This window comes from Leeuwenhoekiella blandensis MED217, assembly GCF_000152985.1.
GTDB lineage: Bacteria > Bacteroidota > Bacteroidia > Flavobacteriales > Flavobacteriaceae > Leeuwenhoekiella > Leeuwenhoekiella blandensis.
In genome coordinates this window covers 4,047,520-4,068,968 of sequence record NZ_CH672395.1, presented here as the reverse complement: position 1 = coordinate 4,068,968, position 21,449 = coordinate 4,047,520, and the positions used below count along the sequence as shown (strand labels likewise).

At 40.9% G+C, this 21,449-nt stretch carries 22 protein-coding genes and 1 pseudogene; 12 read left to right on the top strand and 11 right to left on the bottom strand.

What is annotated here, in order from left to right; translation table 11 throughout:
• Nucleotides 1–10 precede the first annotated feature (10 nt).
• The 5 genes from MED217_RS17565 to MED217_RS17540 all read left to right on the top strand — a co-directional run bounded on the left by MED217_RS17565 (nucleotide 11) and on the right by MED217_RS17540 (nucleotide 3,912).
• Nucleotides 11–451, top strand: a complete 441-nt coding sequence (locus tag MED217_RS17565) for a hypothetical protein (RefSeq protein ID WP_009781908.1) — start codon at nucleotides 11–13, stop codon at nucleotides 449–451.
• A gap of 457 nt (nucleotides 452–908) precedes the next feature.
• Complete coding sequence (locus tag MED217_RS17555) at nucleotides 909–1,160, top strand: DUF6364 family protein (RefSeq protein ID WP_009781906.1); 252 nt, start codon at nucleotides 909–911, stop codon at nucleotides 1,158–1,160.
• A complete protein-coding gene (locus MED217_RS17550; RefSeq protein WP_009781905.1) occupies nucleotides 1,161–1,577 on the top strand; it encodes a type II toxin-antitoxin system VapC family toxin in 417 nt (138 codons plus the stop codon).
• Between the two features lie 91 nt (nucleotides 1,578–1,668).
• Nucleotides 1,669–2,745 (top strand): PA0069 family radical SAM protein, encoded by a 1,077-nt coding sequence (locus MED217_RS17545; RefSeq protein WP_040533807.1) that lies wholly within the window; start codon nucleotides 1,669–1,671, stop codon nucleotides 2,743–2,745.
• Nucleotides 2,746–2,781: 36 nt separating this feature from the next.
• Complete coding sequence (locus tag MED217_RS17540) at nucleotides 2,782–3,912, top strand: M23 family metallopeptidase (RefSeq protein WP_009781903.1); 1,131 nt, start codon at nucleotides 2,782–2,784, stop codon at nucleotides 3,910–3,912.
• 22 nt (nucleotides 3,913–3,934) lie between these two features.
• Here MED217_RS17540 and arsB read toward each other — a convergent pair whose 3' ends face one another.
• From arsB to MED217_RS17520, 4 genes are read right to left on the bottom strand one after another with little or no spacing between them, the layout of a single operon-like run.
• The gene (gene arsB / locus MED217_RS17535; protein WP_009781902.1) at nucleotides 3,935–4,981 is read right to left on the bottom strand and encodes an ACR3 family arsenite efflux transporter; all 1,047 of its coding nucleotides are present in this window, start codon (nucleotides 4,979–4,981) and stop codon (nucleotides 3,935–3,937) included.
• Between the two features lies 1 nt (nucleotide 4,982).
• Complete coding sequence (locus MED217_RS17530) at nucleotides 4,983–5,606, bottom strand: arsenate-mycothiol transferase ArsC (RefSeq protein ID WP_009781901.1); 624 nt, start codon at nucleotides 5,604–5,606, stop codon at nucleotides 4,983–4,985.
• A 20-nt stretch (nucleotides 5,607–5,626) separates the two neighbouring features.
• Nucleotides 5,627–6,094, bottom strand: a complete 468-nt coding sequence (locus tag MED217_RS17525; RefSeq protein ID WP_009781900.1) for a DUF6428 family protein — start codon at nucleotides 6,092–6,094, stop codon at nucleotides 5,627–5,629.
• Between the two features lie 49 nt (nucleotides 6,095–6,143).
• On the bottom strand, nucleotides 6,144–6,476 hold the full coding sequence (locus MED217_RS17520) for an ArsR/SmtB family transcription factor (protein WP_040533804.1): 333 nt from the start codon (nucleotides 6,474–6,476) through the stop codon (nucleotides 6,144–6,146).
• 169 nt (nucleotides 6,477–6,645) lie between these two features.
• Here MED217_RS17520 and MED217_RS17515 point away from each other — a divergent pair, with 169 nt between their 5' ends.
• The 6 genes from MED217_RS17515 (at nucleotide 6,646) to MED217_RS17490 (ending at nucleotide 11,594) form a co-directional block, all read left to right on the top strand.
• Nucleotides 6,646–8,010, top strand: a complete 1,365-nt coding sequence (locus MED217_RS17515; RefSeq protein ID WP_009781898.1) for an acyl-CoA dehydrogenase family protein — start codon at nucleotides 6,646–6,648, stop codon at nucleotides 8,008–8,010.
• Nucleotides 8,011–8,090: 80 nt separating this feature from the next.
• Nucleotides 8,091–8,816, top strand: coding sequence for a BamJ family beta-barrel-assembly machinery protein (locus MED217_RS17510; protein WP_009781897.1), 726 nt, complete (start codon nucleotides 8,091–8,093; stop codon nucleotides 8,814–8,816).
• 7 nt (nucleotides 8,817–8,823) lie between these two features.
• Nucleotides 8,824–9,516, top strand: coding sequence for a ZIP family metal transporter (locus MED217_RS17505; RefSeq protein WP_009781896.1), 693 nt, complete (start codon nucleotides 8,824–8,826; stop codon nucleotides 9,514–9,516).
• A 130-nt stretch (nucleotides 9,517–9,646) separates the two neighbouring features.
• The gene (locus MED217_RS17500) at nucleotides 9,647–10,567 is read left to right on the top strand and encodes a DnaJ C-terminal domain-containing protein (RefSeq protein ID WP_009781895.1); all 921 of its coding nucleotides are present in this window, start codon (nucleotides 9,647–9,649) and stop codon (nucleotides 10,565–10,567) included.
• The gene (locus MED217_RS17495; protein WP_009781894.1) at nucleotides 10,567–10,857 is read left to right on the top strand and encodes a chaperone modulator CbpM; all 291 of its coding nucleotides are present in this window, start codon (nucleotides 10,567–10,569) and stop codon (nucleotides 10,855–10,857) included. The genes MED217_RS17500 and MED217_RS17495 overlap by 1 nt, the downstream gene beginning before the upstream one ends.
• A gap of 35 nt (nucleotides 10,858–10,892) precedes the next feature.
• Nucleotides 10,893–11,594 (top strand): BamJ family beta-barrel-assembly machinery protein, encoded by a 702-nt coding sequence (locus MED217_RS17490; RefSeq protein WP_230199286.1) that lies wholly within the window; start codon nucleotides 10,893–10,895, stop codon nucleotides 11,592–11,594.
• Between the two features lie 42 nt (nucleotides 11,595–11,636).
• On the opposite strand, the gene MED217_RS17485 is transcribed toward MED217_RS17490, so the two are convergent.
• The 7 genes and pseudogenes from MED217_RS17485 to MED217_RS17455 all read right to left on the bottom strand — a co-directional run bounded on the left by MED217_RS17485 (nucleotide 11,637) and on the right by MED217_RS17455 (nucleotide 17,898).
• Nucleotides 11,637–12,874 (bottom strand): IS3 family transposase gene (locus tag MED217_RS17485; RefSeq protein ID WP_230199236.1). Its coding sequence is split into 2 segments (ribosomal slippage): nucleotides 11,637–12,532 and nucleotides 12,532–12,874, totalling 1,239 coding nucleotides; the frame shifts between segments, so codons are not numbered across the junction.
• 219 nt (nucleotides 12,875–13,093) lie between these two features.
• A complete protein-coding gene (locus tag MED217_RS17475; RefSeq protein ID WP_040533030.1) occupies nucleotides 13,094–14,128 on the bottom strand; it encodes an NADP(H)-dependent aldo-keto reductase in 1,035 nt (344 codons plus the stop codon).
• Nucleotides 14,129–14,172: 44 nt separating this feature from the next.
• Complete coding sequence (locus tag MED217_RS17470; protein WP_009781891.1) at nucleotides 14,173–14,649, bottom strand: QcrA and Rieske domain-containing protein; 477 nt, start codon at nucleotides 14,647–14,649, stop codon at nucleotides 14,173–14,175.
• 194 nt (nucleotides 14,650–14,843) lie between these two features.
• A pseudogene (locus MED217_RS19290) lies at nucleotides 14,844–15,023 on the bottom strand (cell envelope biogenesis protein OmpA); the annotation flags it as partial.
• A gap of 28 nt (nucleotides 15,024–15,051) precedes the next feature.
• Nucleotides 15,052–16,017, bottom strand: coding sequence for an IS110 family RNA-guided transposase (locus tag MED217_RS17465; protein ID WP_009780787.1), 966 nt, complete (start codon nucleotides 16,015–16,017; stop codon nucleotides 15,052–15,054).
• A gap of 182 nt (nucleotides 16,018–16,199) precedes the next feature.
• Complete coding sequence (locus MED217_RS17460) at nucleotides 16,200–17,006, bottom strand: OmpA family protein (protein ID WP_009781890.1); 807 nt, start codon at nucleotides 17,004–17,006, stop codon at nucleotides 16,200–16,202.
• Between the two features lie 124 nt (nucleotides 17,007–17,130).
• On the bottom strand, nucleotides 17,131–17,898 hold the full coding sequence (locus MED217_RS17455) for an exodeoxyribonuclease III (protein ID WP_009781889.1): 768 nt from the start codon (nucleotides 17,896–17,898) through the stop codon (nucleotides 17,131–17,133).
• A gap of 119 nt (nucleotides 17,899–18,017) precedes the next feature.
• On the opposite strand from MED217_RS17455, the gene MED217_RS17450 reads away from it, so the two are divergent.
• Nucleotides 18,018–21,434, top strand: a complete 3,417-nt coding sequence (locus MED217_RS17450; RefSeq protein ID WP_040533798.1) for a hypothetical protein — start codon at nucleotides 18,018–18,020, stop codon at nucleotides 21,432–21,434.
• Nucleotides 21,435–21,449: the final 15 nt, after the last annotated feature.

Genomic DNA, 21,449 nt, shown 5'->3' with positions numbered 1-21,449 from the left:
CTATAAATCTATGAAGCATAATATTGTAATAGATAAGCTTAGCGGGCCACTTTTTATCATGCTTACGCTAATAGTCTTGGACTTTACGTTGATATTAGATTTGAACTACCCCTTTGTTTTTGCATTGATCTTATTTGCTGTTTTGAGCTTTTTCTCATTGATAATCACAGATCGTTATCTTACCAGTTTTGAGTCTGAAATGGGAGAAATTAAATTGAACTATCATAAAAATTTTTCTAGAGATGAAGATGTTATTAAACTCCACGCTAGGGCTATAAGTTCGGTTGAGACTAATGTTAAATCATTTCTGAATCCTTATTATAAAATTGACTTGTTCTATAAATCAGAAGATGGTGAAGGATTAAAAAAAACGTTTAAAACAACAGACAAGCGACTTTTCAATCAAATTCTAGCCAATGTTTACACAAACCTTTCTGAAACCATGAACTAATATTTAGAGATCTGATATCGGTATTTAGGATTGGGAAAGCTCATAAAATGCTCAAATACACATGAATGACATATTTTTCGGAGTAATTTTTATTGGGTTTGCGTTGAGTATCTTTTCATTTGGAATTGCGATTTATATAAATCTCTGGATTTATTACTCTGTCGATAAGAAAAGATATCCTTTATTTCCGATTTTGAACCCTTTCTCTTTTTCATCATATGAATTGTTATTTCGTTCAATATTCAAACTAAAATGGAAAGTCGAGGGCGATAATAAAAAATTAAAAAGCAGATCAAATAAATTAAGGCGATTTTCAGGAACTATAATAGCGCTAGCAATAGCAATCTTATCATTTACTCAATGGTTTTTTACATAGTAACACGTGCTTTATATAAAAAATAAACACGTGTGATTTTTTCTGTTTATATTTGTAGTCTTCATTTAAAAAGGTTTTGTCATGAACACGAAGCTTACACTTACCATCGAGCAGGAGATTATTAAGCGGGCTAAGGCATACGCAAAAGACAAAAACCGCAGTTTGTCTGATATCATCGAGAATTATTTAAAAAGTCTTACTAGCGAAGCGCCTCAAGCGCATAGCAAAGCGCTCAATCCGGTGGTAAAATCACTTAAAGGCTCGTTTAAAATGCCTCCTGATTTAGACTACAAAAAGGAACTAAGAGATAGAGTTGAAAAAAAATATTCTTAGATGGACCACGTTCTTATTGATACCGATGTCATTTTAGATTTCTTTTTTGATCGTAAACCCTATTCTGAATTTGCCACCGAAATTCTAAATCAATGCGAAGCAGGCGCGCTTAGAGGTTATGTAACGCCTGTGATCATTTGTAACGTGTATTATTTATTGCGTAAAACTGCAAATCACAAAACGGTAATCGAGAAAGTCAAACAACTCCTTAGCATCATCGATGTGCTAACTATGGATCAAGAAGTAGTTTTTGATGCGCTCAACTCAAAATTTAAAGATTTTGAAGATGCGTTGCAGAATTTTACTGCAACAAAAATTCAGGAAATCACTGTGATTTTGACGAGAAATGTAAAAGACTATAAGCATAGTACACTTGCCATTCTTACTCCGGAAACCTACTTGAAAGGAAAAATCTAAAAGTAAAACTGAAGTGGAAAAAAGCAATCAGGTTATTTTGATTTCAACTTTAATAGGAAATATTCCATATATTTGTAATAAATCCTATTTTATGCAAGTCGAAGGAGAACACTTAAAAGGGCGTGGAGCACAGCGTCATATCGCCAATAGATTTGATGCCAACAGCCACGAGCTGCGGGACGATTTTCTCAATTACTGCGCGCAGGAAGGGGACGAGCCTCAAGATCTGAAAACCCTTTTTATAGACACCTTCCCAAAAACCATTGTCAATAAAGTAGAAAGCCCCGATGTAGGAATGGAATATTCCTTAAATCCGTATCAGGGCTGTGAACACGGCTGTGTGTATTGTTATGCGCGCAATTCGCACGAATATTGGGGCTACGATGCAGGCTTGGATTTTGAAAGTCGCATTCTCGTAAAACGCAATGCAGTTCGCCTCCTCGAAAAACACTTGGCTAAAAAATCCTGGCAAGCGTCACCCATTGTCCTTTCAGGAAATACCGATTGTTACCAACCGGCAGAAAAGCAATTTAAGATCACTAGAAAATTGCTCGAGACCTTTCTCAATTACCGACACCCGGTGGCGATCATTACAAAAAATGCGTTGATTCAGCGGGATTTGGACATCATTAAAGAGTTGGCTTCTTATAACTTGATTCAGGTCAATATGTCGATCACCACTTTAGAAGAAAAAACGCGTCGCTTGCTGGAACCGCGTACTGCGAGCATTAAAAAACGTTTGGAAACGGTAAAGAAACTTGCTGAGGTTGGAGTTCCGGTAAATGTGATGACCGCGCCTATCATCCCGGGAATCAACAGCCATGAGGTGTTGCCTTTGATCAAAGCCGCAGCAGATCACGGAGCAAAATCGGTAGGATATACCGTGGTGCGCTTGAATGGTGCGATAGGTAAGATCTTTGAGCAGTGGCTTAAAACCGCGATGCCAGACCGGGCTGATAAAGTGCTTAACCAGATCGCCGCGTGTCACGAAGGCAATTTAAACGATTCGCAATTTGGTCGCCGTATGCGTGGTAGCGGTGAGTTTGCGAAGCAAATCGCAGCACAAATGGAACTCGGCAGAAAGAAATATCTCAAAGGCCGAAGTATCGCCCCGCTCAATTGCGAACTTTTTGAGCAATACCGCCCGGGACAGCTCTCGCTATTTTAGTGCAATTGGCACAGTTTCTGATTATTATCAGAAGCTATGAAAAATCATTTATTAAAATTTATTGGAGTCATTTTAGTATTCCTCTGTTTTTCCTGCGGAAAGCTTACCCAAGTGACCGATGTGATCACGCAGCCTACTGCACGAGAAGTCTATGCGCGTAATTTTGATGCAGATTCGTTGCCGTATCGCCTATGGACGAACGCTTTTCAAAATGCGTTGAATGATAGTTTACAAATTACTTCTCCTTATCAAGAAACCGGAATATTCAATTCGGAAATTCATCCGGTGTACGGTTATGATCTTGATCTGGAGCGCGGCCGCAGCTATACCTTCAGTATTCAAACAGACACGCTTCAACCGAAGGTTTTTATTGACCTCTACGAAAAGACTTCAGACAGTATCCGACCGTATAAATTGGTACAGCAAGCCGACGATAAGGCTACCACTTTAGACTTTTCACCTAAAAATTCAGGAACTTATAAAGTGCTTTTTCAGCCGGAATTGAATTCCGTCTCTAGTTTTGCAATTCGCATTCAGAGCAAGCCTTCATATTATTTTCCGGTAAGTGGCGCTTCAGCAAAATCCATTCAGAGCTTTTGGGGAGCAGCACGTGATGGTGGCAAACGCAGTCACGAGGGTGTAGATATTTTTGCCAAGCGCGGTACGCCGGTCGTCGCGAGTGTTGACGGCTATGTAAGCAGAACGGGAAATCGCGGTTTGGGCGGTAAGCAGGTTTGGTTGCGTGAGGGATTATTTGGCAACAGCCTGTATTATGCGCATTTGGATAGCATTATCGCGACCAGCGGCCAGCGTGTAAAAGTGGGCGACACTTTGGGACTCGTGGGCAACACAGGTAATGCCCGTACCACGCCGCCACATCTGCATTTTGGGGTGTATAGCCGCGGAGCGATCAATCCGTTGCCGTTTGTAAAAGAAGAGCCGGAGTTACCGGCCCTTGATACTTCAACAGAATTTTATAAAACCTATACGATTACAACTGCACAAGCCAATTTGAGAAGTAGCGCTTCTGCGAAATCTCAAAAAATCGGTGCGCTTGCGCGAAAAGATACCGTACGATTATTAGGCAAAAGTGCCGATTGGCTGCATATTGAAACGTCCGCAGCGCAGCGTGCTTTTGTGCATCAGAGTTTGGTAAAAGCTTTGTAGTTTCCTGATGCTGCTAGATAATTTATGCGGTAGCTTTTGGAAAGTATTTCTTTCTAAACCAAAACGAAACACGTACCAAAAAGATCAGCGCGGGAACTTCAACCAACGGACCAATAACACCCGCAAAAGCTTGCCCGGAGTTGAGTCCGAAAACAGCGATAGCCACCGCAATTGCCAGTTCAAAATTATTCCCGGCAGCGGTAAATGCTACAGAAGCCGTCTTGTCATACGTAGCGCCCATAGCTTTGGTGACAAAAAAGCCAATGATAAACATCAAAGCAAAATATACCAGCAAGGGGATCGCTACGATCAATACATCTTGCGGAATTTCGACAATAAGTTCGCCTTTAAGCGAGAACATCACCACGATGGTAAAAAGCAGGGCGATCAAGGTAATTGGCGAAATGGTAGGGATGAACTTTTGGTTATACCAGGTTTCGCTTTTCAGGCGTACCAGAATAGACCGACTCAAAATTCCCAACACAAACGGAATTCCCAGATAGATGGCAACACTTTCTGCAATGGTAGCAATGGAAATGTCTACGATCGCACCTTCAAAACCAAAATAGGGCGGGAGTACCGTAATAAAGATCCACGCATAAAAACTGTAAGCAAACACTTGAAAAATGCTGTTTAAGGCAACGAGACCTGCGCCGTATTCACTGCTTCCGTCTGCGAGGTCATTCCATACCAAAACCATCGCGATGCAACGCGCAAGACCAATCAAGATCAATCCCACCATATATTCAGGATAATCCTGAAGAAAGGTAATGGCTAAGATAAACATCAATACGGGGCCAATGATCCAATTGAGCAGCAAGGAAACCGAAAGGATCTTGACGTTCTTAAAGACTTTAGGCAATAAGGCATAATTGACTTTTGCTAACGGCGGATACATCATCAAGATCAATCCGATCGCCAGCGGAATATTGGTAGTGCCGCTACTCATCGTATTCACCACTTCTGGAAAGGATGGGAAAAAGTAGCCTATCGCCACGCCAACGGCCATCGCCACAAAGATCCATAAGGTTAAGTTTCGGTCAAGGAAGCTTAGTTTTTTGGTGCTCATACTAATGGCTTATTTTTGAGAATACATAAAACAATTCCGTAGCGATCTGCACGCTGCGCTCGTGATATTTTTCAGCTTGCTGTGGCGTATCATCAAATGCTTTGGGGTCGTCAAATGTGATAGGAATACGCTTTTCAGCTCCAGGAACAAACGGGCAACCGGCGTCGGCTTGTGAGCACGTCATAATCGCCGCAAATGCTGAAGCAGGATTAAATGCGTCATCGAGACGTTTAGAAAATCCAATTACCGGATGTGCGTTTTCGGCATACTTAATACTGTAAACCGGATTCTTTTCTTGTGAAAGCTTTGCGATCTGAAAACCGGTATTTGCTAAAGTTTTTGCCACCATCGGGAACAAAGCTGTTGCTTCGGTTCCACCGGAATAACAAAACACATTTTTAATACCAAAATGTGCCGCCATCGTTTGTGCCCAAACTTGAGAAAGGTGGCTTCTGCGCGAGTTGTGGGTGCAAATAAAATTGATGCGTATAGCTGAATTTGCACTCACTTTCTCTTGAATAAAAGCGATCAAGGGTTGAAGCGTCGCTTTGCGTTCTTCGGAAATCGTTTCCGGCTTTAAGGTGTTGATAAACTGGTCAATTTCCGGAAATAATACATTTTCCATAAGCGTAGGGATCTTTGGGGTTAGCAGCAACCACCACCCGGAGTGCAGGCCGATGCGTTGTTGAGGTCAGCGAGTTTTACTTTGGGTTTTTCAGCGGGAATTCCGCAGGCATCTTTAGCAAGACAATCGGTTTGTTTGGTAGTCAAGAGGAAATGTGTTCCGTCAAAATCGATCCCAAATTTTCCAATGGTTTCGCCCTGATATTCTACTTCAACCTCGTGATCTTCGATCTGCAATACTTTTTCAGATAATTCAATGATGCTGATGAGTTTTTCAGGATGCAAGCGATGGTCATAATCATCGGCATTCCACAATTGAAAATTCACTACATCTTCTTGACGCACGGTGCCACCGCAATCAATAAAATGCTTAGATACTTTGCCAACTTCGGTCACGTGAAAATGACTGGGAACCAAACTTCCGTCAGGCAATTGAAAACCTATAGTCTCGAGACTTTTTAAAGCTGATTTTACTTCTGATAGTTTCATAATCCTTTTTGTTATATCGTAATATTACGATGATTAAACCTAAATTTTTTTAGCAGCAATCTTGCTTGTTTGTAAGATCTTGATCGAGAAATTGAGACATCAAATTCTTCATTGCAGTCCAATTCTCGGTATCGATGCAATAGCACACGCTCGTTCCTTCAACGCTGCCTTTGATCAAGCCTAAATTTTTAAGCTCTTTCAGATGTTGCGAAATGGTAGGTTGTGCAAGACCGATCTCTTCTACTAGATCGCCACAAACACAAGAATTGATCTTGTATAAATGCTGAAGAATAGACACACGAGCAGGATGCGCAAAAGCTTTGGCAAAAGCAGCAATGGCATTTTGCTCGTCGGTAAAGATTTCAGTTTTGGCTAAGCCCATTTCTTTATTGTTGTATTGCAATATTACGATTAAATAAAGATCGAAGAACTTTTTTCTGATATTTTTTTATAATGTGAATGGATTTACACTCATTTCAATTAACAGTTTTTTGGCTGCTTAGCGCTTAAAACCTTGGTATTTTTAAAAGTATTAAACAAAATATCAAACGATGTCGTTATTTGGAAAAGTAAAGAATACCATAGGCCTTTTAAAGTCGGTAGACTTAGAGGCGCTTAATAAATTATCTCAAAAAGTTGACCTTTCAAAAGTGATGAGTGCCGTAGGCAATCTCGACGATCGCCAGTTGCAAGGCTTGATGAAAATGTTGAATTCGCAGGCCAAAAAAGGGCAGCATAAATTGCCGCCAATTGATGGCGATTTTTACAACCTGGCTCAAAAACTCACTCCCGAAGAGCGCGAAATTCAAATGAAGATGCGCAATTTTATGGAAGATGAAGTAAAACCTATCGCCAATGATTTTTGGAATCGTGCCGAATTTCCACACGAGATCATCCCGAAGTTTGCCGAATTGAATCTGGCAGGAATTGCCTATAAAGGTTACGGTTGTCCCGGGCAATCCTTTTTGCTTGAAGGAATTTTAGCAATGGAGTTGGCACGCGTTGATGTTTCTATCTCGACCTTTTTTGGAGTGCATAGCGGTCTTGCAATGGGATCTATTTACCTCTGCGGAAGCGAAGAACAAAAACAAGAATGGTTACCCAAAATGCAAAAGTTTGAAAAAATTGGAGCTTTTGGTCTTACCGAACCCGAAGTGGGCTCTGGTGCTGCCGGTGGTCTGGGAACCAGCTGTAAGAAAGTGGGCGACGAGTGGATCTTAAACGGAGAGAAAAAATGGATTGGGAATGCTACCTTTTCTGATATTACCATTATTTGGGCGCGTGACGAAGACAGCGGTAGCGTAAAAGGCTTTATTGTGCGTAAAGAAAATCCCGGTTTTCACGCAGAGAAGATGAAAGATAAAATGGCCCTTCGTACCGTACAAAACGCCTTGATCACCTTGACCGATTGCCGCGTGCCTGAAAGTGATCGTTTACAAAATGCAAATTCCTTTAAAGACACAGCCAAAGTTTTACAAATGACCCGTGCTAGTGTAGCTTGGCAGGCTGTGGGTTGCGCGCGTGGTGCGTATGAAGCAGCCTTGAAGTACACTAAAAAGCGGGAGCAGTTTGGTAGACCTATTGCGAGCTTTCAGTTGATCCAAAATCACTTGGTAGAGATGATTTCTAATCTTACAGCCATGCAAACTTTATGTTTCCGCTTGAGCGAAATGCAAGACGGCGGCCAATTGACCGATGAGCACGCTTCTCTAGCCAAAGTATTTTGTTCGATGCGCACCCGGGATGTGGTGAGCAGAGCCCGAGAAGTTATGGGTGGTAACGGTATTTTGCTGGAGTACGATGTGGCGCGTTTTGTAGCTGATGCCGAAGCGATCTATAGCTATGAAGGAACAAAAGAGATCAATTCACTTATTGTAGGTCGAGCGATTACCGGTTATAGTGCTTTTGTAAGCTAGAGTTGCAATCAATATCAATAAGATTTTTATAGGTGTTTTAATATGCCGTTATTTGCAACTGAAATTTTAAAAACTATAACATGAAATTCAATAGATTATTTCTAGCGTTACCTGTTGCGCTTACTTTAGTGAATTGTAATGATTCTAAAATGAGTTCAGGAGGAGATGCTGAACTTAAAACATTTAAAGATTCTGTTTCCTATATCATTGGTGCAAATACCGGTGCTCAGTTTAAGCAAGCTTTGGGAGATAATCCTGATGAGTTTTTTGATATGGAAATTTATATGCAAGGGGTTGAAACTGCACTTACTGATAGTGTAGAAATGCCTCAAGCAGATATGCGTCGCATTATGAATGAGTTTCAAACGAAACTACGCGCGAAGCAACAAGAGGAGCAAGCTGCTAAAGCTGCTGCAAATAAGGAAAAAGAAGAAGCGTTCTTAGCAGAGAATGCTGAAAAAGAAGGTGTACAAACGACAGAGAGCGGACTTCAATACAAAGTGATCGAAGAAGGCGATGGTGTTTCTCCAGTAGAAACCGATCAGGTTCAGGTGAATTACGAAGGAAAATTACTTGACGGTACTGTTTTTGACAGTTCGTATGAGCGTCAGCAACCTGCAACATTTGGTGTAAATCAAGTGATCTCAGGTTGGACAGAAGGACTTCAGTTGATGAAAGAAGGGGCAAAGTATGAGTTCTACATTCCTGCAGATCTTGCTTACGGTCAGCGTGGTTCTGGTCCAAAAATTGGTCCTGGTGAGACCTTGATCTTTACCGTTGAGCTTCTTGACGTGATCGATAAATAAACACGGTTTGACATATCTTGTAATTGCCGTAGTTTCCGGAGCGCTCATTTTAGGCGCAGTTTGGGGCATTTACGGAAATTTACAAAAGAAAACAGAGGGCTTTCTCGTTGCTTTGGCAGGAGGAGCCCTCATTGTTTCTACAGTTCTCGAATTGATCAATCCGGCTGTAGAAAAGGCTAATGTGTTAATCGCATTAGGCATTGTTTTACTTGGAGCAGGTGTTTTTACAGCGCTCGATTATCTGGTAAAACAACAATGGGGATCAGATAGTGGCGGTGGTTTACTGGCTGCAATCACCCTGGATGGAATCCCTGAAAATCTCGCATTGGGCGTGGCACTCATAGGTGCCGATGCTTTGACGGTAGCCGCACTTTCTGGCTCTATATTTTTATCCAATCTTCCCGAAGCAGCTGGTGGCGCCAAAGAAATGACTGAAAATGGCGCGTCAAAAAAGAAAATCCTTTGGCTTTGGTCTGCAACAGCATTTATACTCTCATTAGCGGCTTTAATTGGCAATTGGGCACTCGCAGATGTTTCAGAAGAAATTCTCGCATACATACGCTGTTTTGCCGGCGGCGCCGTAGTCGCCTCACTTGCGATCGAAGTGTTTCCTAAAGCCTATAAGCAAGATTCGTATTGGGCGGGAATTGCAACTGCACTAGGTCTGGTGCTGGCGTTTTATCTCAATAGTTTGGGATAGTTTTTGAATAAAATCATCTTTACAAACCGAGGCGATTCTGTCTAAATTTCACATCACTTTAGTATGCCTTTAGCGCTAAACGCGCTAACTTTAAGTGTGTCTATTGGAGACTCATTTTAATCTTTAGGTAATGGCATATATAGATTATTATAAGGTTTTAGGGCTCGACAAATCGGCAAGTGAAGCCGAAATAAAAAAAGCCTATCGCAAACTCGCCCGTAAATATCATCCTGATGTAAATCCCGGCGATACTGAAGCCGAAGAAAAGTTCAAACAGGTTAATGAAGCCAATGAGGTTTTAAGCAATCCCGAAAACCGTAAGAAATATGATAAATACGGTAAAGACTGGCAACACGCTGAAGCTTATGAGCAAGCAGAACAGCAACGTGCGCAATATGCTAGTGGCAGAACATCGGGTAATAGCGGTAGAGCCCAGTACAGTGGTGGCGGTTTTAATGAGGAAGATTACTCAGATTTTTTCAGTTCGATGTTTGGTGGCTCTGGTGGAGGTTTCCGCGGTGGCGGGCGTCAGGCACAGTTTAGAGGCCAGGATTTTAATGCTACGCTAAGTCTTGATTTACGTGAGGTGTATGAGAAGCATAAACGTACACTTACCGTGAATGGTAAAAACATTCGTTTGACGATTCCTGCCGGTGTAGAAAATGGGCAGACAATAAAGATCAAAGGCTACGGAGGAGAAGGTTTAAACGGTGGTCCTAACGGAGATTTATACCTTCAGTTTGAAATCAACAATACGTCAGGCTTCCGCAGGGATGGAGCAAATCTTTATAAAACTGTCGATCTAGACTTGTATACTGCTGTTTTGGGAGGCGAACTTATCGTTGAAACTTTTGACGGTAGTGTAAAGCTGAAAGTGGCTCCAGAAACTTCAAATGGCAAGCAGGTAAAACTCAAAGGTAAAGGTTTTCCTGTGTATAAAAAGGAAGGGCAGTTTGGTGATTTATTCATTACCTATGACCTCAAAATGCCGCAAAATCTTTCAGCAAAAGAAAAAGAACTGTTTCAAGAACTTGCAAAACTAAGATCCTGATGAGTACGACAAACTATATTCCGGTACACGAGTTGTGCGCGCAATATCGCATTGAACAAACCTTTATAACAGAATTGCACGAGAAAGGCGTGCTTGAAGTCATTCGCGTAGAGCAGTCGTTGTGCTTACCGCACGAGAGCATTGCTACCTTTGAGAAAATTATGCGTATTCACGCAGAGTTGGATATTAATATTGAAGGCATCGATGTGATTCTTAATCTGCTTGACAAAATTGAAGATTTAAATAAGCAATTGATAAAAACACAAAACAGACTGCGCATTTATGAGTAGTTTAGTAGCTTAATTAAATGATGAATTTAAGTTCTATGAAAAAATTAGTGCTTGCAGCAGCTGCAGCAGTCATATTGGCCAGTTGCGGAGGGAGTAAGAAAATTGCAGAAACTCCGGAACCGCCGTTATTTCAATCGTTTCAAGATTCGGTGGCGTATTATATGGGCGTTTCTATTGCCGAAAATATCAAGAAAGACAAAGCTACCTATGAGAATTACTTTGATAAAAAAGTGTTCATGACCGGTTTTCAAGAAGCCTTGAAGGATAGCGCACAAATTTCAGAAAAGGAAGGACGTCAAGTGATGGGAAGATATTCTCGTGAATTGATGGAGCTTAAAGAAAAACTGAAGGCTGAGCGTATCGCTGCGCAAAAAGCGTTTTTAGAAGAGAATGCAGCCAAAGCGGGTATAATCACTACAGAAAGTGGTTTGCAATATGAGATCATTACAGCTGGAACAGGAGCATCGCCTGAAGCATCAGACCGTGTAGAAGTGCATTATGAAGGAACGTTGATCGATGGGACGGTTTTTGACAGTTCGTATGAGCGTGGTGAATCGATCACCTTTGGCGTTGGTCAAGTGATAAAAGGTTGGACCGAAGTCTTGCAATTGATGAAAGAAGGTGCAAAATATCGAGCGTATATTCCGGCAGATCTGGCATATGGTGACCGAGATATGGGTGAAATTCCGCCGGGTTCCACATTGATCTTTGATATTGAATTGCTCAAAGTGAAGTAACAAAGTGAGTCGTCCTAAAATAGGTTGACAGTTTTTAAAAGTTTAAATCAATCCGGTGAAGCTAGCTTCACCGGATTTTTTGTTGTGTATAAAATTAGGTGTTTTGTAGTTAAGGCTTAGATGTGGTCTTTCATTGTTATATGTTTTTATTGACTGCTGAATCAACAGTCTGAGTTCTTTACCTGTATTGCATTTGTTTATGAAGAACTCTTCCTTCAATATCCCGTTAATTCGTTCTGCTAACGCATTTTGATAGCAGTCATACCCATCTGTCATTGATGGTAATGCATTTGATCGCTTCAATTGAGTTTGATATAACGAGGAGCAATATTGCAAGCCTCTGTCAGAATGGTGTATTACCTCGCTTGATGTGGTTCTACTTTTATTAGCCATTTTCATTGCTTTAACTACATTTTCTGCACTCATATCATCACTTAGGTGGTAGCCCATTATTTTTCTGCTAAAAGCGTCTGTCACCAAGGAAAGATAGTGAGTTCTTTCTCTACTCTTGATGTAAGTAATATCGCTTACAAAGTATTGCTCTGGTCTTACGGGGGTAACATCTTTCATCAGGTTGGGGTGTTTTTTTAGCCAATGCCTAGAATCTGTTGTTCTTGTGTAATTCTTTTTTTGTTTTATAAGCATTGATTCTGACCTGAGATAGTCAAATAGGGCATCTCTGCCTATTTTAACTCCCATCTTTTGAAACTCAACCTTGAGTAAATAATACAGTTTACGAGTGCCTAGCCTTGGCATTTGCCGGCGGACCCTTAAAATCAGCGGTTTGATTAAAGCAAGTTCATCAGCTCTTATCTGTTCTCGCTTTTCTGATTGATAGACAGCCTGTCTGCTTATCCCAAACAATCTGCAACAACGTGACAGGCTTAGTCGGTGTTCTTGCCGGATTCGTTGGATTGATTGGGCAAATGCTTTTTTCGAATAGAAGTTCCGTATTGCTGATCTGAGATGTCGATCATCGTGTTGAGAATCTTATTTTTAAGCTTCTCATCTGATAGCTCTTTTTCAAGCCTCTTGATCTTTTGAGCAGGTGTTTCTTTCATTGTGTTACAGGTAAGTCTTGTCTTTGGTTTACTCCAGTCTAAGTTACCGTGTTTGCGTAACCAAACCAAAACAGTACTCCTTCCTTGAATACCATATGCTTTTTGGGCTTGCTTATAAGTCATTTCGCCCTTTTCTACCTGAGATACAACCGCCAATTTAAAGCCTAAATTGTAATCACGCTGAGTGCGTTTCTTCTCAGCTCCTTCTGAGTCTTTCATAAATAAGTCGAATTTGTGTCAACTTATTTCAGGACGGGACAAAGCTATAAATAAAAAAGCCGCTTTAAAGCGGCTTTTTTATTGGCACCGCCAAAGGGTTTTACACCCCGAGGTTTGCCTCGAAATTAAAAATTTGTTTCTAAGCAATGCCTCATAGGCTTGCCCTGAGGTAGTTTATTGGCACCGCCAAAGGGTTTGATGCCTTGTTTACTGTTTTGCTTAAGGAGCAGGATTTGGGATCGCTTTATGTATAGCTTCTATTTCCTCTAGAATTTCTGAAGAAAGCTCAATGTTTACACTGCCTATATTTTCTTTCAATTGTTCAAGGTTTGTGGCTCCTATAATATTTGAAGTCATAAAAGGCCTGCCGGTTACAAAGGCTAAAGCCAGTTGCGTGAGTGATAAATTGTGTTTTTTAGCAAGATCGAGATAGCGCTTGGTTGCCGCTACAGCTTGCTCATTAGAATACCTGCTATACTGTGGAAACTTATTGATGCGGGAAGCTTCAGTATCTGTTTGTTCAATGTATTTTCCGCTGAGGGTTCCAAAACCTAAAGGAGAATATGCGAGATATCCCACTTCTTCGCGCTGCATAATTTCGGTGAGACCAATTTCGTCTTTACGGTTGAGCAAATTATACGGGTTTTGCACGGTGATCATTTTAGGAAGTCCTTTGCGACTTTCTTCCATATAGCGCGATAAACCATACGCCGTTTCATTACTTACACCTACGTGTCTTATAAGTCCTTCTTTTACAAATTCCTTAAGGTCTTCAAGAATCTTCTTAAAATTATCTTGCCATTGTTCTTCAGGGTCGTGGGTGTAGCCCAATTTCCCAAAATAGTTGGTATTTCGCTCCGGCCAATGCAGTTGATACAGGTCGATATAATCGGTTTGTAGGCGTTTTAAACTTTTGTGAATCGCATCTTTAAACTCTGCTTTGGTATAGCCGCCGGTACGAATATGTTTAGACATTTCAGCAGGGCCTGCAATTTTTGAGGCAATAATGAGATCATCACGTTTTCCTCTATTCTTCAACCAAGAACCAATAATGCGTTCTGTGCTTCCGTAGGTTTCTGCACGAGCGGGAACGCTATATAATTCTGCAGTATCTATAAAATTTACACCTTGTTCTATAGCATAATCAAGCTGAGCGTGACCTTCTGCCTCGGTGTTTTGCTCGCCCCACGTCATGGTACCTAAGCAAATTTTACTTACGTCAATTGAAGTACCGGGTAGTTTTGTGTATCGCATTTAAATCTGAATTTCTTGCGAAGGTATTACAATGTCTACTGGTTTTAGCTTACAGTTGCCGTTAAAGTGTTTCCATCTAAAGAGGTCGCATAAATTCTTAGGTCACGCGTGCTTCCTGCAGAATTTTGTGGGCCTTGCACCGTGTCGCCATCCACTTCATATTGTGCAAAATGCAGCTGACATTCAATCACATTCTCCTCGCTTTGAAAAACCAATTGTCCACCCTGATGCGGGCAAACCGCCTCTGTTGCGACAAAAGAAGATACGTCATTGCCTGTAGCTATGCGAATGAACAGTACGTTGCTCACGCGTTTTTGATCACCTACATTGGGAAGCTCTGAGATCTCAAGGTTCACCATAGTGCCGCTGCTCCCAGAATTTCCTCCAGAACCGCTTTGTGACCCTCCCATAGTTTCCATACCGGCATCGTCGCCAGAACTACACGAAGACATCATACAAGCGCCCGAACACGCAATTAATACTCCTTTTCCTACCGAAAAAATAAATTCTTTTCTATTCATAATGATCGTATTTAAAGTTGTTACATATCTATATCGTTTGAAGCGGAACTGAACTGAGAGTTGTGAATCACTTACTTATATGTACGGTGTTTCTACGGAAAAGGTTTTTGACCGGTCTCTTTTAGGACGTAATAGACAAAAGAAAACCCCGACTTTAAAAGCCGGGGTTTGCCACGTTTGTTGGTGTTTAGATGCTAGATATCGTTGAGCAACTTAGTTACTTCATCTAGCTTAGGCGTAAGAATGACTTCAATTCTTCTGTTTTTTGCTTTACCTTCTGCGGTACTGTTTGTAGCAACCGGAGCAAACTCACCACGACCGGCAGCGGTAAGATTTTTAGGATCAATCTGTGCATTTTGACGTAAAATCTCAACAAAGAACTGAGTTAAAATCCAAGAGTATTTAGTTCAATTTTGTCGCATAATTTGGGTCATAGGGCAAGCCGCTCTTTGCGATTGCAAAAGCTTGTTTTATTAGTTTATTTATAACTGCTATTAGTGCTAGCTTTTTACTTTTGCCTTTTGCTATAATACGTTCATAAATTTTCCTACAGGCAGTATTGTATTTACTTGCAGAGAAGGCACATAAAAACAAAAGATTTCTGAGTTTTTGGTTACCCATTTTACTGATTCTGCTTTTACCCCTGACACTGCTCCCTGATTGCCGTATGGTGGGCGTTGTGCCTGCAAAGCTACAAAGCTGCGATGCAGTTTCAAATTTGGTAAAACCATCAGTTAACACGATCAATAAAGCTGCTGTTTTATCTCCTAAACCTGGGATACTCTTTAAATTAGTCAACTGTTGCTGGTGCTCTGCTTTAACTAGAGATAATAAGCGCGTTTCTAGGGATTTTATCTCTTTATCCAATATCTTTTTTGATCTGTTCAATGATCTAAAAACCGCTTTTGAAGGTATACCTAAAGCTTGCTCTCCGTGAATTTTATTCTTTAGCTGAGTGCGCTGTTTTAAGTACAGCTCTAATAAACGTAGAAGTTGTAGAGATTCTGCTTGATTCTGATCCTTTCCCGTATATAAAGGCACTGGGTTGATCAAAGCATAGTCACATATGGCTTTAGCATCACTCTTATCGGTCTTTACTTTAGATAAACGCATCTGTATAAACCTCTTTACAGATAATGGATTTACTACAGAAACCGGTTGGCCAGATTCAAACAGGAATTGTGCTAAACAATAATGATAATAACCGGTTGCTTCCATAACGACAATTGCTGATTTTTCAAGCTCTTTAATGAACTTTTTGAACCCGGCAACAGTATTAGGGTATTGACGGTAAAAGCCTGTTGTATTTGCTACATCAAAGACATCTTTGCTAATATCTACTCCATAAGTTTCACTATATTTACTCATAACAATTAGATTTTGGAAAGGACGATCTACTTGGTGTTCAACAACTTTAAATCGAGGTTAGCGCCTCACAGAACTGATCGAAATCTAAGTAGAAAAGAGCAGTGATTATCAATGTTGACGGAATCTGAAGTTCCAACGGCTATAGTAACCTTAACCTGCTCTTTTGTTCTTTCTGATTAATGCTATAATTTAAACAGAATCAAACTTAAGATGGCTGTAGCGCGTTTAGTAGAAAGATCCCAGTTGTCTTTTAAAGGTCCGTTGCCGCCATACGGTACATCATCGGTATGCCCTTCGATCAGAACAGCGATTTCAGGATTTTGAGCCAATACGCTACCCAGTTGGTTTACTGCTTGTCGTCCTTTGGCACCTACATTCCAGCTTCCGCTTTCAAAAAGTAGTTTGTTCTCTAGCGAAACATAAACTTTTCCGTCACGTTGTTCTACGGTAAGACCGTTTCCTTCAAAATCTACGAGGGCTTTAGAAATTGCATCTTTCAATGCACGCATTTTGGCATCTTTTGCAGCGATCATTGACTCTAACTCTTCAACACGGCGCGAACGCTCGGTGAGATCGCGTTGCATTTTTTCCAGTCGGTTTTGTTCAGCGGCGAGATCGGCCTGCTTTTCATCTAATTGTGCTAAAAGCTCTCGATTTTGCTTTGAGTTTTCGGCTAAAGCTTTAGAGCTATTGGCTTCAAGCGCGTCATAAGAATCCTGCAAGTTCTTAAGATTGGCTTGCGCTGTGGCGTACTTACGCTGTAAATCATCACGCTCACTTGTCGCTTGAGCGAGCTCTTTTTCTAGCTGAGCTGCTTGATCTTCAAATTGCTTTCTCAAGCGTTCTTCCTGAGAGAGGTCTTGTTGTAATTCTTGATTTTCGGCTTTGAGATTGGCAAACCGAGCTTCAAGATCTTTATACACTTTTGCTGAAACACACGAAGATAGTGTGGCGGCAGCGCCCACGATAAGGCAGACTTTTCTAAACATAGGGTTATGGTTGTTTTTTATAATCAACGTTTTGGGGTTAAAATTATTGGCTTCGGTTAAGACAAAAGCAATACATTTTCCTGATGATCCAAATCAAATAGCCCGAGGCTCGTGCTGAGGTTGTTTACGTGTTGAGATCGAGCTCTACCAATGCCGGACAATGATCACTATGCTTTGCTTCCGGAAGAATAACAGCGCGCTTGATCTTGTCTTTTAAGGGTTCGCTTACCATATTATAATCCAGTCGCCAGCCTTTGTTATTGGCACGTGCATCTGCGCGATAACTCCACCAGCTGTATTGTTCAACATTGGGATTAAGATGTCTAAAGCTGTCTGTAAAACCACTGTTGATAAAGCCGCTAAGCCACTCACGCTCTACCGGTAAAAAACCACTTACATTTTTAAGACGTACGGGATCGTGAATGTCTATAGGTTCGTGGCAAATATTATAATCGCCACTCACGATAAGATTAGGGCGTGTTTTGCGCAGCTCTTCAGAATAGGCCTGAAAGTCTGCCATATATTTTAGCTTATGTTCTAGACGGTCTACATTTGTCCCACTTGGTAAATACATACTCATAACACTCAGGTCGCCAAAGTCTGCTCTGATGTTACGTCCTTCGTGATCCATATAATCAATACCGGTGCCGTGCACGATATTATCGGGTTCTTTTTTACTTAAAATCGCTACGCCGCTGTATCCTTTTTTTTGTGCGCTAAACCAATAATCATGGTAGCCGGTTTCTTCAAACAAATCTATGTCTAGTTGCTCTTTATGGGCCTTGGTTTCTTGCAGTAAAAGTACATCTGGGTTAGCAGCTTTTAGCCAGTCAAGAAGACCTTTACGAATAGCTGCACGAATTCCGTTTACGTTATATGTGATTATTTTCATGCTTTAATTTTGGGTTTTGGCGAAGGTAGTTATTTCGCTAGAAATCTTCTGTTGATGTTCTCAATACAAATAGTCTTGCATCGCTAAACGTTAAGGCTTTTTCCCGTAGTTTTATGGCCATGCGCCACCTGATCTTGATATCGTGTTTCCTGATTGCTGCAACCGGTTTTGCACAGGATTTTCAGTCTAAACTGCGCCGAACAAAACGATTGGCCATAAAGGATACTGTGGTGATCGATACGACAAGTATTAATCCTGTTTTATTCCAAGTGCTTCAAAAAGATGGAAGCATCCTGGATACAACAGCTTATGAAGTAGATTATGGGCGGTCGCTTTTTTGGTTAAAACAACCAGATGCATCACTAGATACCTTAGATTTCAAGTACAGCGTGTATCCCGATTTTTTAACTAAATCGTATTTTGAATATGATCCTAGCAAGGTGGTGAACAGCAGTGGCAATTTGAGCCGAGTCTATGCACTGAAGAAAAAAACAACAAAGCCCGATTTTAAACCTTTTGACGGACTTACAACTTCAGGGAGTTTGGTGCGTGGGATCACCAGCGGAAATAATCAAAACAGTACGCTTACCAGCGAGCTAGACCTGCAAATCACCGGGAAACTAAGCAAAAAGGTCTCTTTGCGCACTTCGTTGCAAGATGCGAATATTCCGCAGCAAAATGGGGGATACTCACAGCGTTTAGATGAGTTTGATCAGATCTTTATAGAGCTCTACAGCGATATGTGGAACATACGCGCCGGAGATATTAATCTGGAAAATAACATCTCCTTTTTTGGTCGATTTACAAAAAAAGTACAGGGCTTATCCTTGAGCGGGCGACTGGATCAAGAGAATTCGCAAACCGAAGCTTTTGCCACCGGAGCTTTGGTACGCGGTGTTTTTACACAAAGTAGATTTACAGGACAAGAAGGGAATCAAGGGCCGTATAAATTGACCGGACCTAATGGCGAGTTGTACGTGCTTATCGTTAGCGGAAGTGAACGCGTTTTTGTTAACGGTATCTTGCTAGAGCGCGGGGAAACCGCAGATTATGTAATTGATTATAATGCCGGGGAAATCCGTTTTAATCCTACGTTTCCCATTACCAGCGAGATGCGTATTTCGGTTGAGTATCAATACAGTGAACAAAATTTTACTCGCATAATTGCCTATGCAGGAGGTGGCCATCAGACCGATGACGGCAAACTTAAGCTTCGGGCGCATGTGTATTCTGAAAATGATGCTAAAAATCAACCCTTATTGCAAAATTTAAATCAAGAACAAGTAGCAGTTTTGCAGAGTGCAGGAGATGATAGCGAACAAATGATCGCACCAAGTGCAAATCCTGACACTTATAATGAGAATAAAATTTTATACCGAAAAGTGTTTAGAAACGGTCAGGAAGTATTTGAGTTTTCTAACGATCCTGAGGACGAATTGTTCAATGTGCGTTTTACAGATGTAGGTACAAATCAAGGAAATTACGTACTCACCAACGCATCGGCGATCAATCGTATTTATGAATATGTAGCACCAATAAACGGAATTCCACAAGGGAATTTTGAACCGGTGGCGCGTTTGTTTGCCCCGACCCAGTTGCAAATGGCCGTGTTACAAGGAGCTTATAATCCTTCAGCAAAGACGCGTATTTCATTTGAAGGTGCAGGAAGCAAAGAGGATTTGAACCTCTTTTCAGATTTAGACGATGGAGATAATGATGGTTTTGCAGGTCGTTTCAATGTTGATCAAACGCTTTACGAAAAAAATGAAGTCAGGCAGTTGCGGGCGTATGGAACGGTAGACTATATCCAAAACACTTTTCGAAATATTGAGCGCACCTATGCGATCGAGTTTAGCCGCGACTGGAATTTACCCTTATTTCCCCAGGGTGATCAAACCTTGCTTACTTCAGGATTACATTTTCAGGATACCGCAATTGGAGTGGTGAATTATAGTTTTGAACATTTGAATTACAGTCAGAATTATTCCGGCTCCCGCAATTCTATTTATGGCAATCTTCGGTTTAACAAACTGCGAACACAGTTTAATGCCAGCTATTTAAAATCTGAAGCAGATACTGCAACTACGCGTTTTTTTAGAATGAATGCTGCAGCTATATACGGAATGCAAAAATCTTGGATCGGTGCCAAGTTGCGTGCTGAAGATAATGTAAGCCGTAATCCTGTTTCAGAAGTTTTTGATCCTTTGAGTCAGCGGTTTCAATCCTATGAAGCTTTTGTAGGGCGGGGAGACAGTACGGCGGTTTTTGTGGAATTGGGCTATCGCTATCGCGTGAATGATAGTTTGCGAGGCAATAACGTACAACAGGTAAACCACAGTGACACTTATTATCTGAAATCACAACTGATTCAAAATGAAAATACTTCTTTAGGATTGTATGCTAATTATAGGAAATTGCGCTATACCGAAGGGACAGCATCTGAGCAATCTTTGAACTCCCGGTTGCTGTACAATCAAAAGCTTTTTAAAAATCTTGTACGATTGAATACGGTTTTTGAAACGAGCAGCGGGACTTTGCCACAACAGGAATTCACTTATGTTAAGGTTGATGAAGGTCTTGGAGTTTACACGTGGAAGGATTACAATAACGACGGGGTTCAGCAATTAGAAGAGTTTGAACTGGCGCAGTTTCAGGATGAAGCCGATTTCATAAGAGTATTGTTACCTAACCAGCTTTTTGTAAAAACACATCAGAATAAGTTAAGTCAGATTCTTACGGTAAATTTTCAGCAATGGAGTGGTAAAAAAGGCTTTCAAAAATTTGCTTCGCATTTTTACAATCAAACCAGTTATTTAATCGATCGTAAAGTCCTTCGGGATGGGAATTCTTTTGATTTAAATCCGTTTGAAGATGATGACAATGCACTGGGATTGAATCTCAATTTTAGAAACACGCTTTTTTTCAACAGAGGAAAACAGCAGTATACGACAAGCTACACCTATCTAGCAAATACAGCACGTAATTTAGTTTCGTTAGGATTACAAACTAATGAATTACGCAGCCATCAAGTGTCTTTTCTGCATAAAATAAAAGCAAGTTATTTGTTTAACTTAAATACAGCTTTAGGAACCAATAGTAGTGCGTCAGAAAATTTTGCACAACGCAATTACAGTCTCGAGACTTTTGAACTAAATCCTAAAATTTCGTACTTATTTGACGATAACACGCGGCTTGAAGCTTTTTACAGTTTGGGAACCAAAGAAAATAGTTTGGGGGCTTTGGAATATTTAAATAAACAGGATTTTGGGGTGGCATTTTCCTACAGCAATGCTGAAAAGATTTCATTCAATATCGAGGCGCAATACATCAAAAATGAATTTGAAGGTGCTGCATTTTCACCGGTTGCTTATCAAATGCTAGAAGGCTTGCAGCCGGGTTCAAACTTCACCTGGAATGTAATCGCGCAAAAACGCCTGACTAAATTTCTAGATTTAAACCTGTCGTATTTTGGTCGTAAAAGTGAAGATTCTAGAACCATTCATACAGGAACGGTTCAGCTACGAGCACTTTTTTAACCTTCAAATAAAAAA

Excerpts from the sequence above, each read along its gene's own strand:
- MED217_RS17565 (WP_009781908.1), top strand. The coding sequence starts at position 11 with ATGAAGCATAATATTGTAATAGATAAGCTTAGCGGGCCACTTTTTATC.
- MED217_RS17555 (WP_009781906.1), top strand. The coding sequence starts at position 909 with ATGAACACGAAGCTTACACTTACCATCGAGCAGGAGATTATTAAGCGG.
- MED217_RS17550 (WP_009781905.1), top strand. The coding sequence starts at position 1,161 with ATGGACCACGTTCTTATTGATACCGATGTCATTTTAGATTTCTTTTTT.
- MED217_RS17545 (WP_040533807.1), top strand. The coding sequence starts at position 1,669 with ATGCAAGTCGAAGGAGAACACTTAAAAGGGCGTGGAGCACAGCGTCAT.
- MED217_RS17540 (WP_009781903.1), top strand. The coding sequence starts at position 2,782 with ATGAAAAATCATTTATTAAAATTTATTGGAGTCATTTTAGTATTCCTC.
- arsB (WP_009781902.1), bottom strand. The coding sequence starts at position 4,981 with ATGAGCACCAAAAAACTAAGCTTCCTTGACCGAAACTTAACCTTATGG.
- MED217_RS17530 (WP_009781901.1), bottom strand. The coding sequence starts at position 5,606 with ATGGAAAATGTATTATTTCCGGAAATTGACCAGTTTATCAACACCTTA.
- MED217_RS17525 (WP_009781900.1), bottom strand. The coding sequence starts at position 6,094 with ATGAAACTATCAGAAGTAAAATCAGCTTTAAAAAGTCTCGAGACTATA.
- MED217_RS17520 (WP_040533804.1), bottom strand. The coding sequence starts at position 6,476 with ATGGGCTTAGCCAAAACTGAAATCTTTACCGACGAGCAAAATGCCATT.
- MED217_RS17515 (WP_009781898.1), top strand. The coding sequence starts at position 6,646 with ATGTCGTTATTTGGAAAAGTAAAGAATACCATAGGCCTTTTAAAGTCG.
- MED217_RS17510 (WP_009781897.1), top strand. The coding sequence starts at position 8,091 with ATGAAATTCAATAGATTATTTCTAGCGTTACCTGTTGCGCTTACTTTA.
- MED217_RS17500 (WP_009781895.1), top strand. The coding sequence starts at position 9,647 with ATGGCATATATAGATTATTATAAGGTTTTAGGGCTCGACAAATCGGCA.
- MED217_RS17495 (WP_009781894.1), top strand. The coding sequence starts at position 10,567 with ATGAGTACGACAAACTATATTCCGGTACACGAGTTGTGCGCGCAATAT.
- MED217_RS17490 (WP_230199286.1), top strand. The coding sequence starts at position 10,893 with ATGAAAAAATTAGTGCTTGCAGCAGCTGCAGCAGTCATATTGGCCAGT.
- MED217_RS17475 (WP_040533030.1), bottom strand. The coding sequence starts at position 14,128 with ATGCGATACACAAAACTACCCGGTACTTCAATTGACGTAAGTAAAATT.
- MED217_RS17470 (WP_009781891.1), bottom strand. The coding sequence starts at position 14,649 with ATGAATAGAAAAGAATTTATTTTTTCGGTAGGAAAAGGAGTATTAATT.
- MED217_RS17465 (WP_009780787.1), bottom strand. The coding sequence starts at position 16,017 with ATGAGTAAATATAGTGAAACTTATGGAGTAGATATTAGCAAAGATGTC.
- MED217_RS17460 (WP_009781890.1), bottom strand. The coding sequence starts at position 17,006 with ATGTTTAGAAAAGTCTGCCTTATCGTGGGCGCTGCCGCCACACTATCT.
- MED217_RS17455 (WP_009781889.1), bottom strand. The coding sequence starts at position 17,898 with ATGAAAATAATCACATATAACGTAAACGGAATTCGTGCAGCTATTCGT.
- MED217_RS17450 (WP_040533798.1), top strand. The coding sequence starts at position 18,018 with ATGCGCCACCTGATCTTGATATCGTGTTTCCTGATTGCTGCAACCGGT.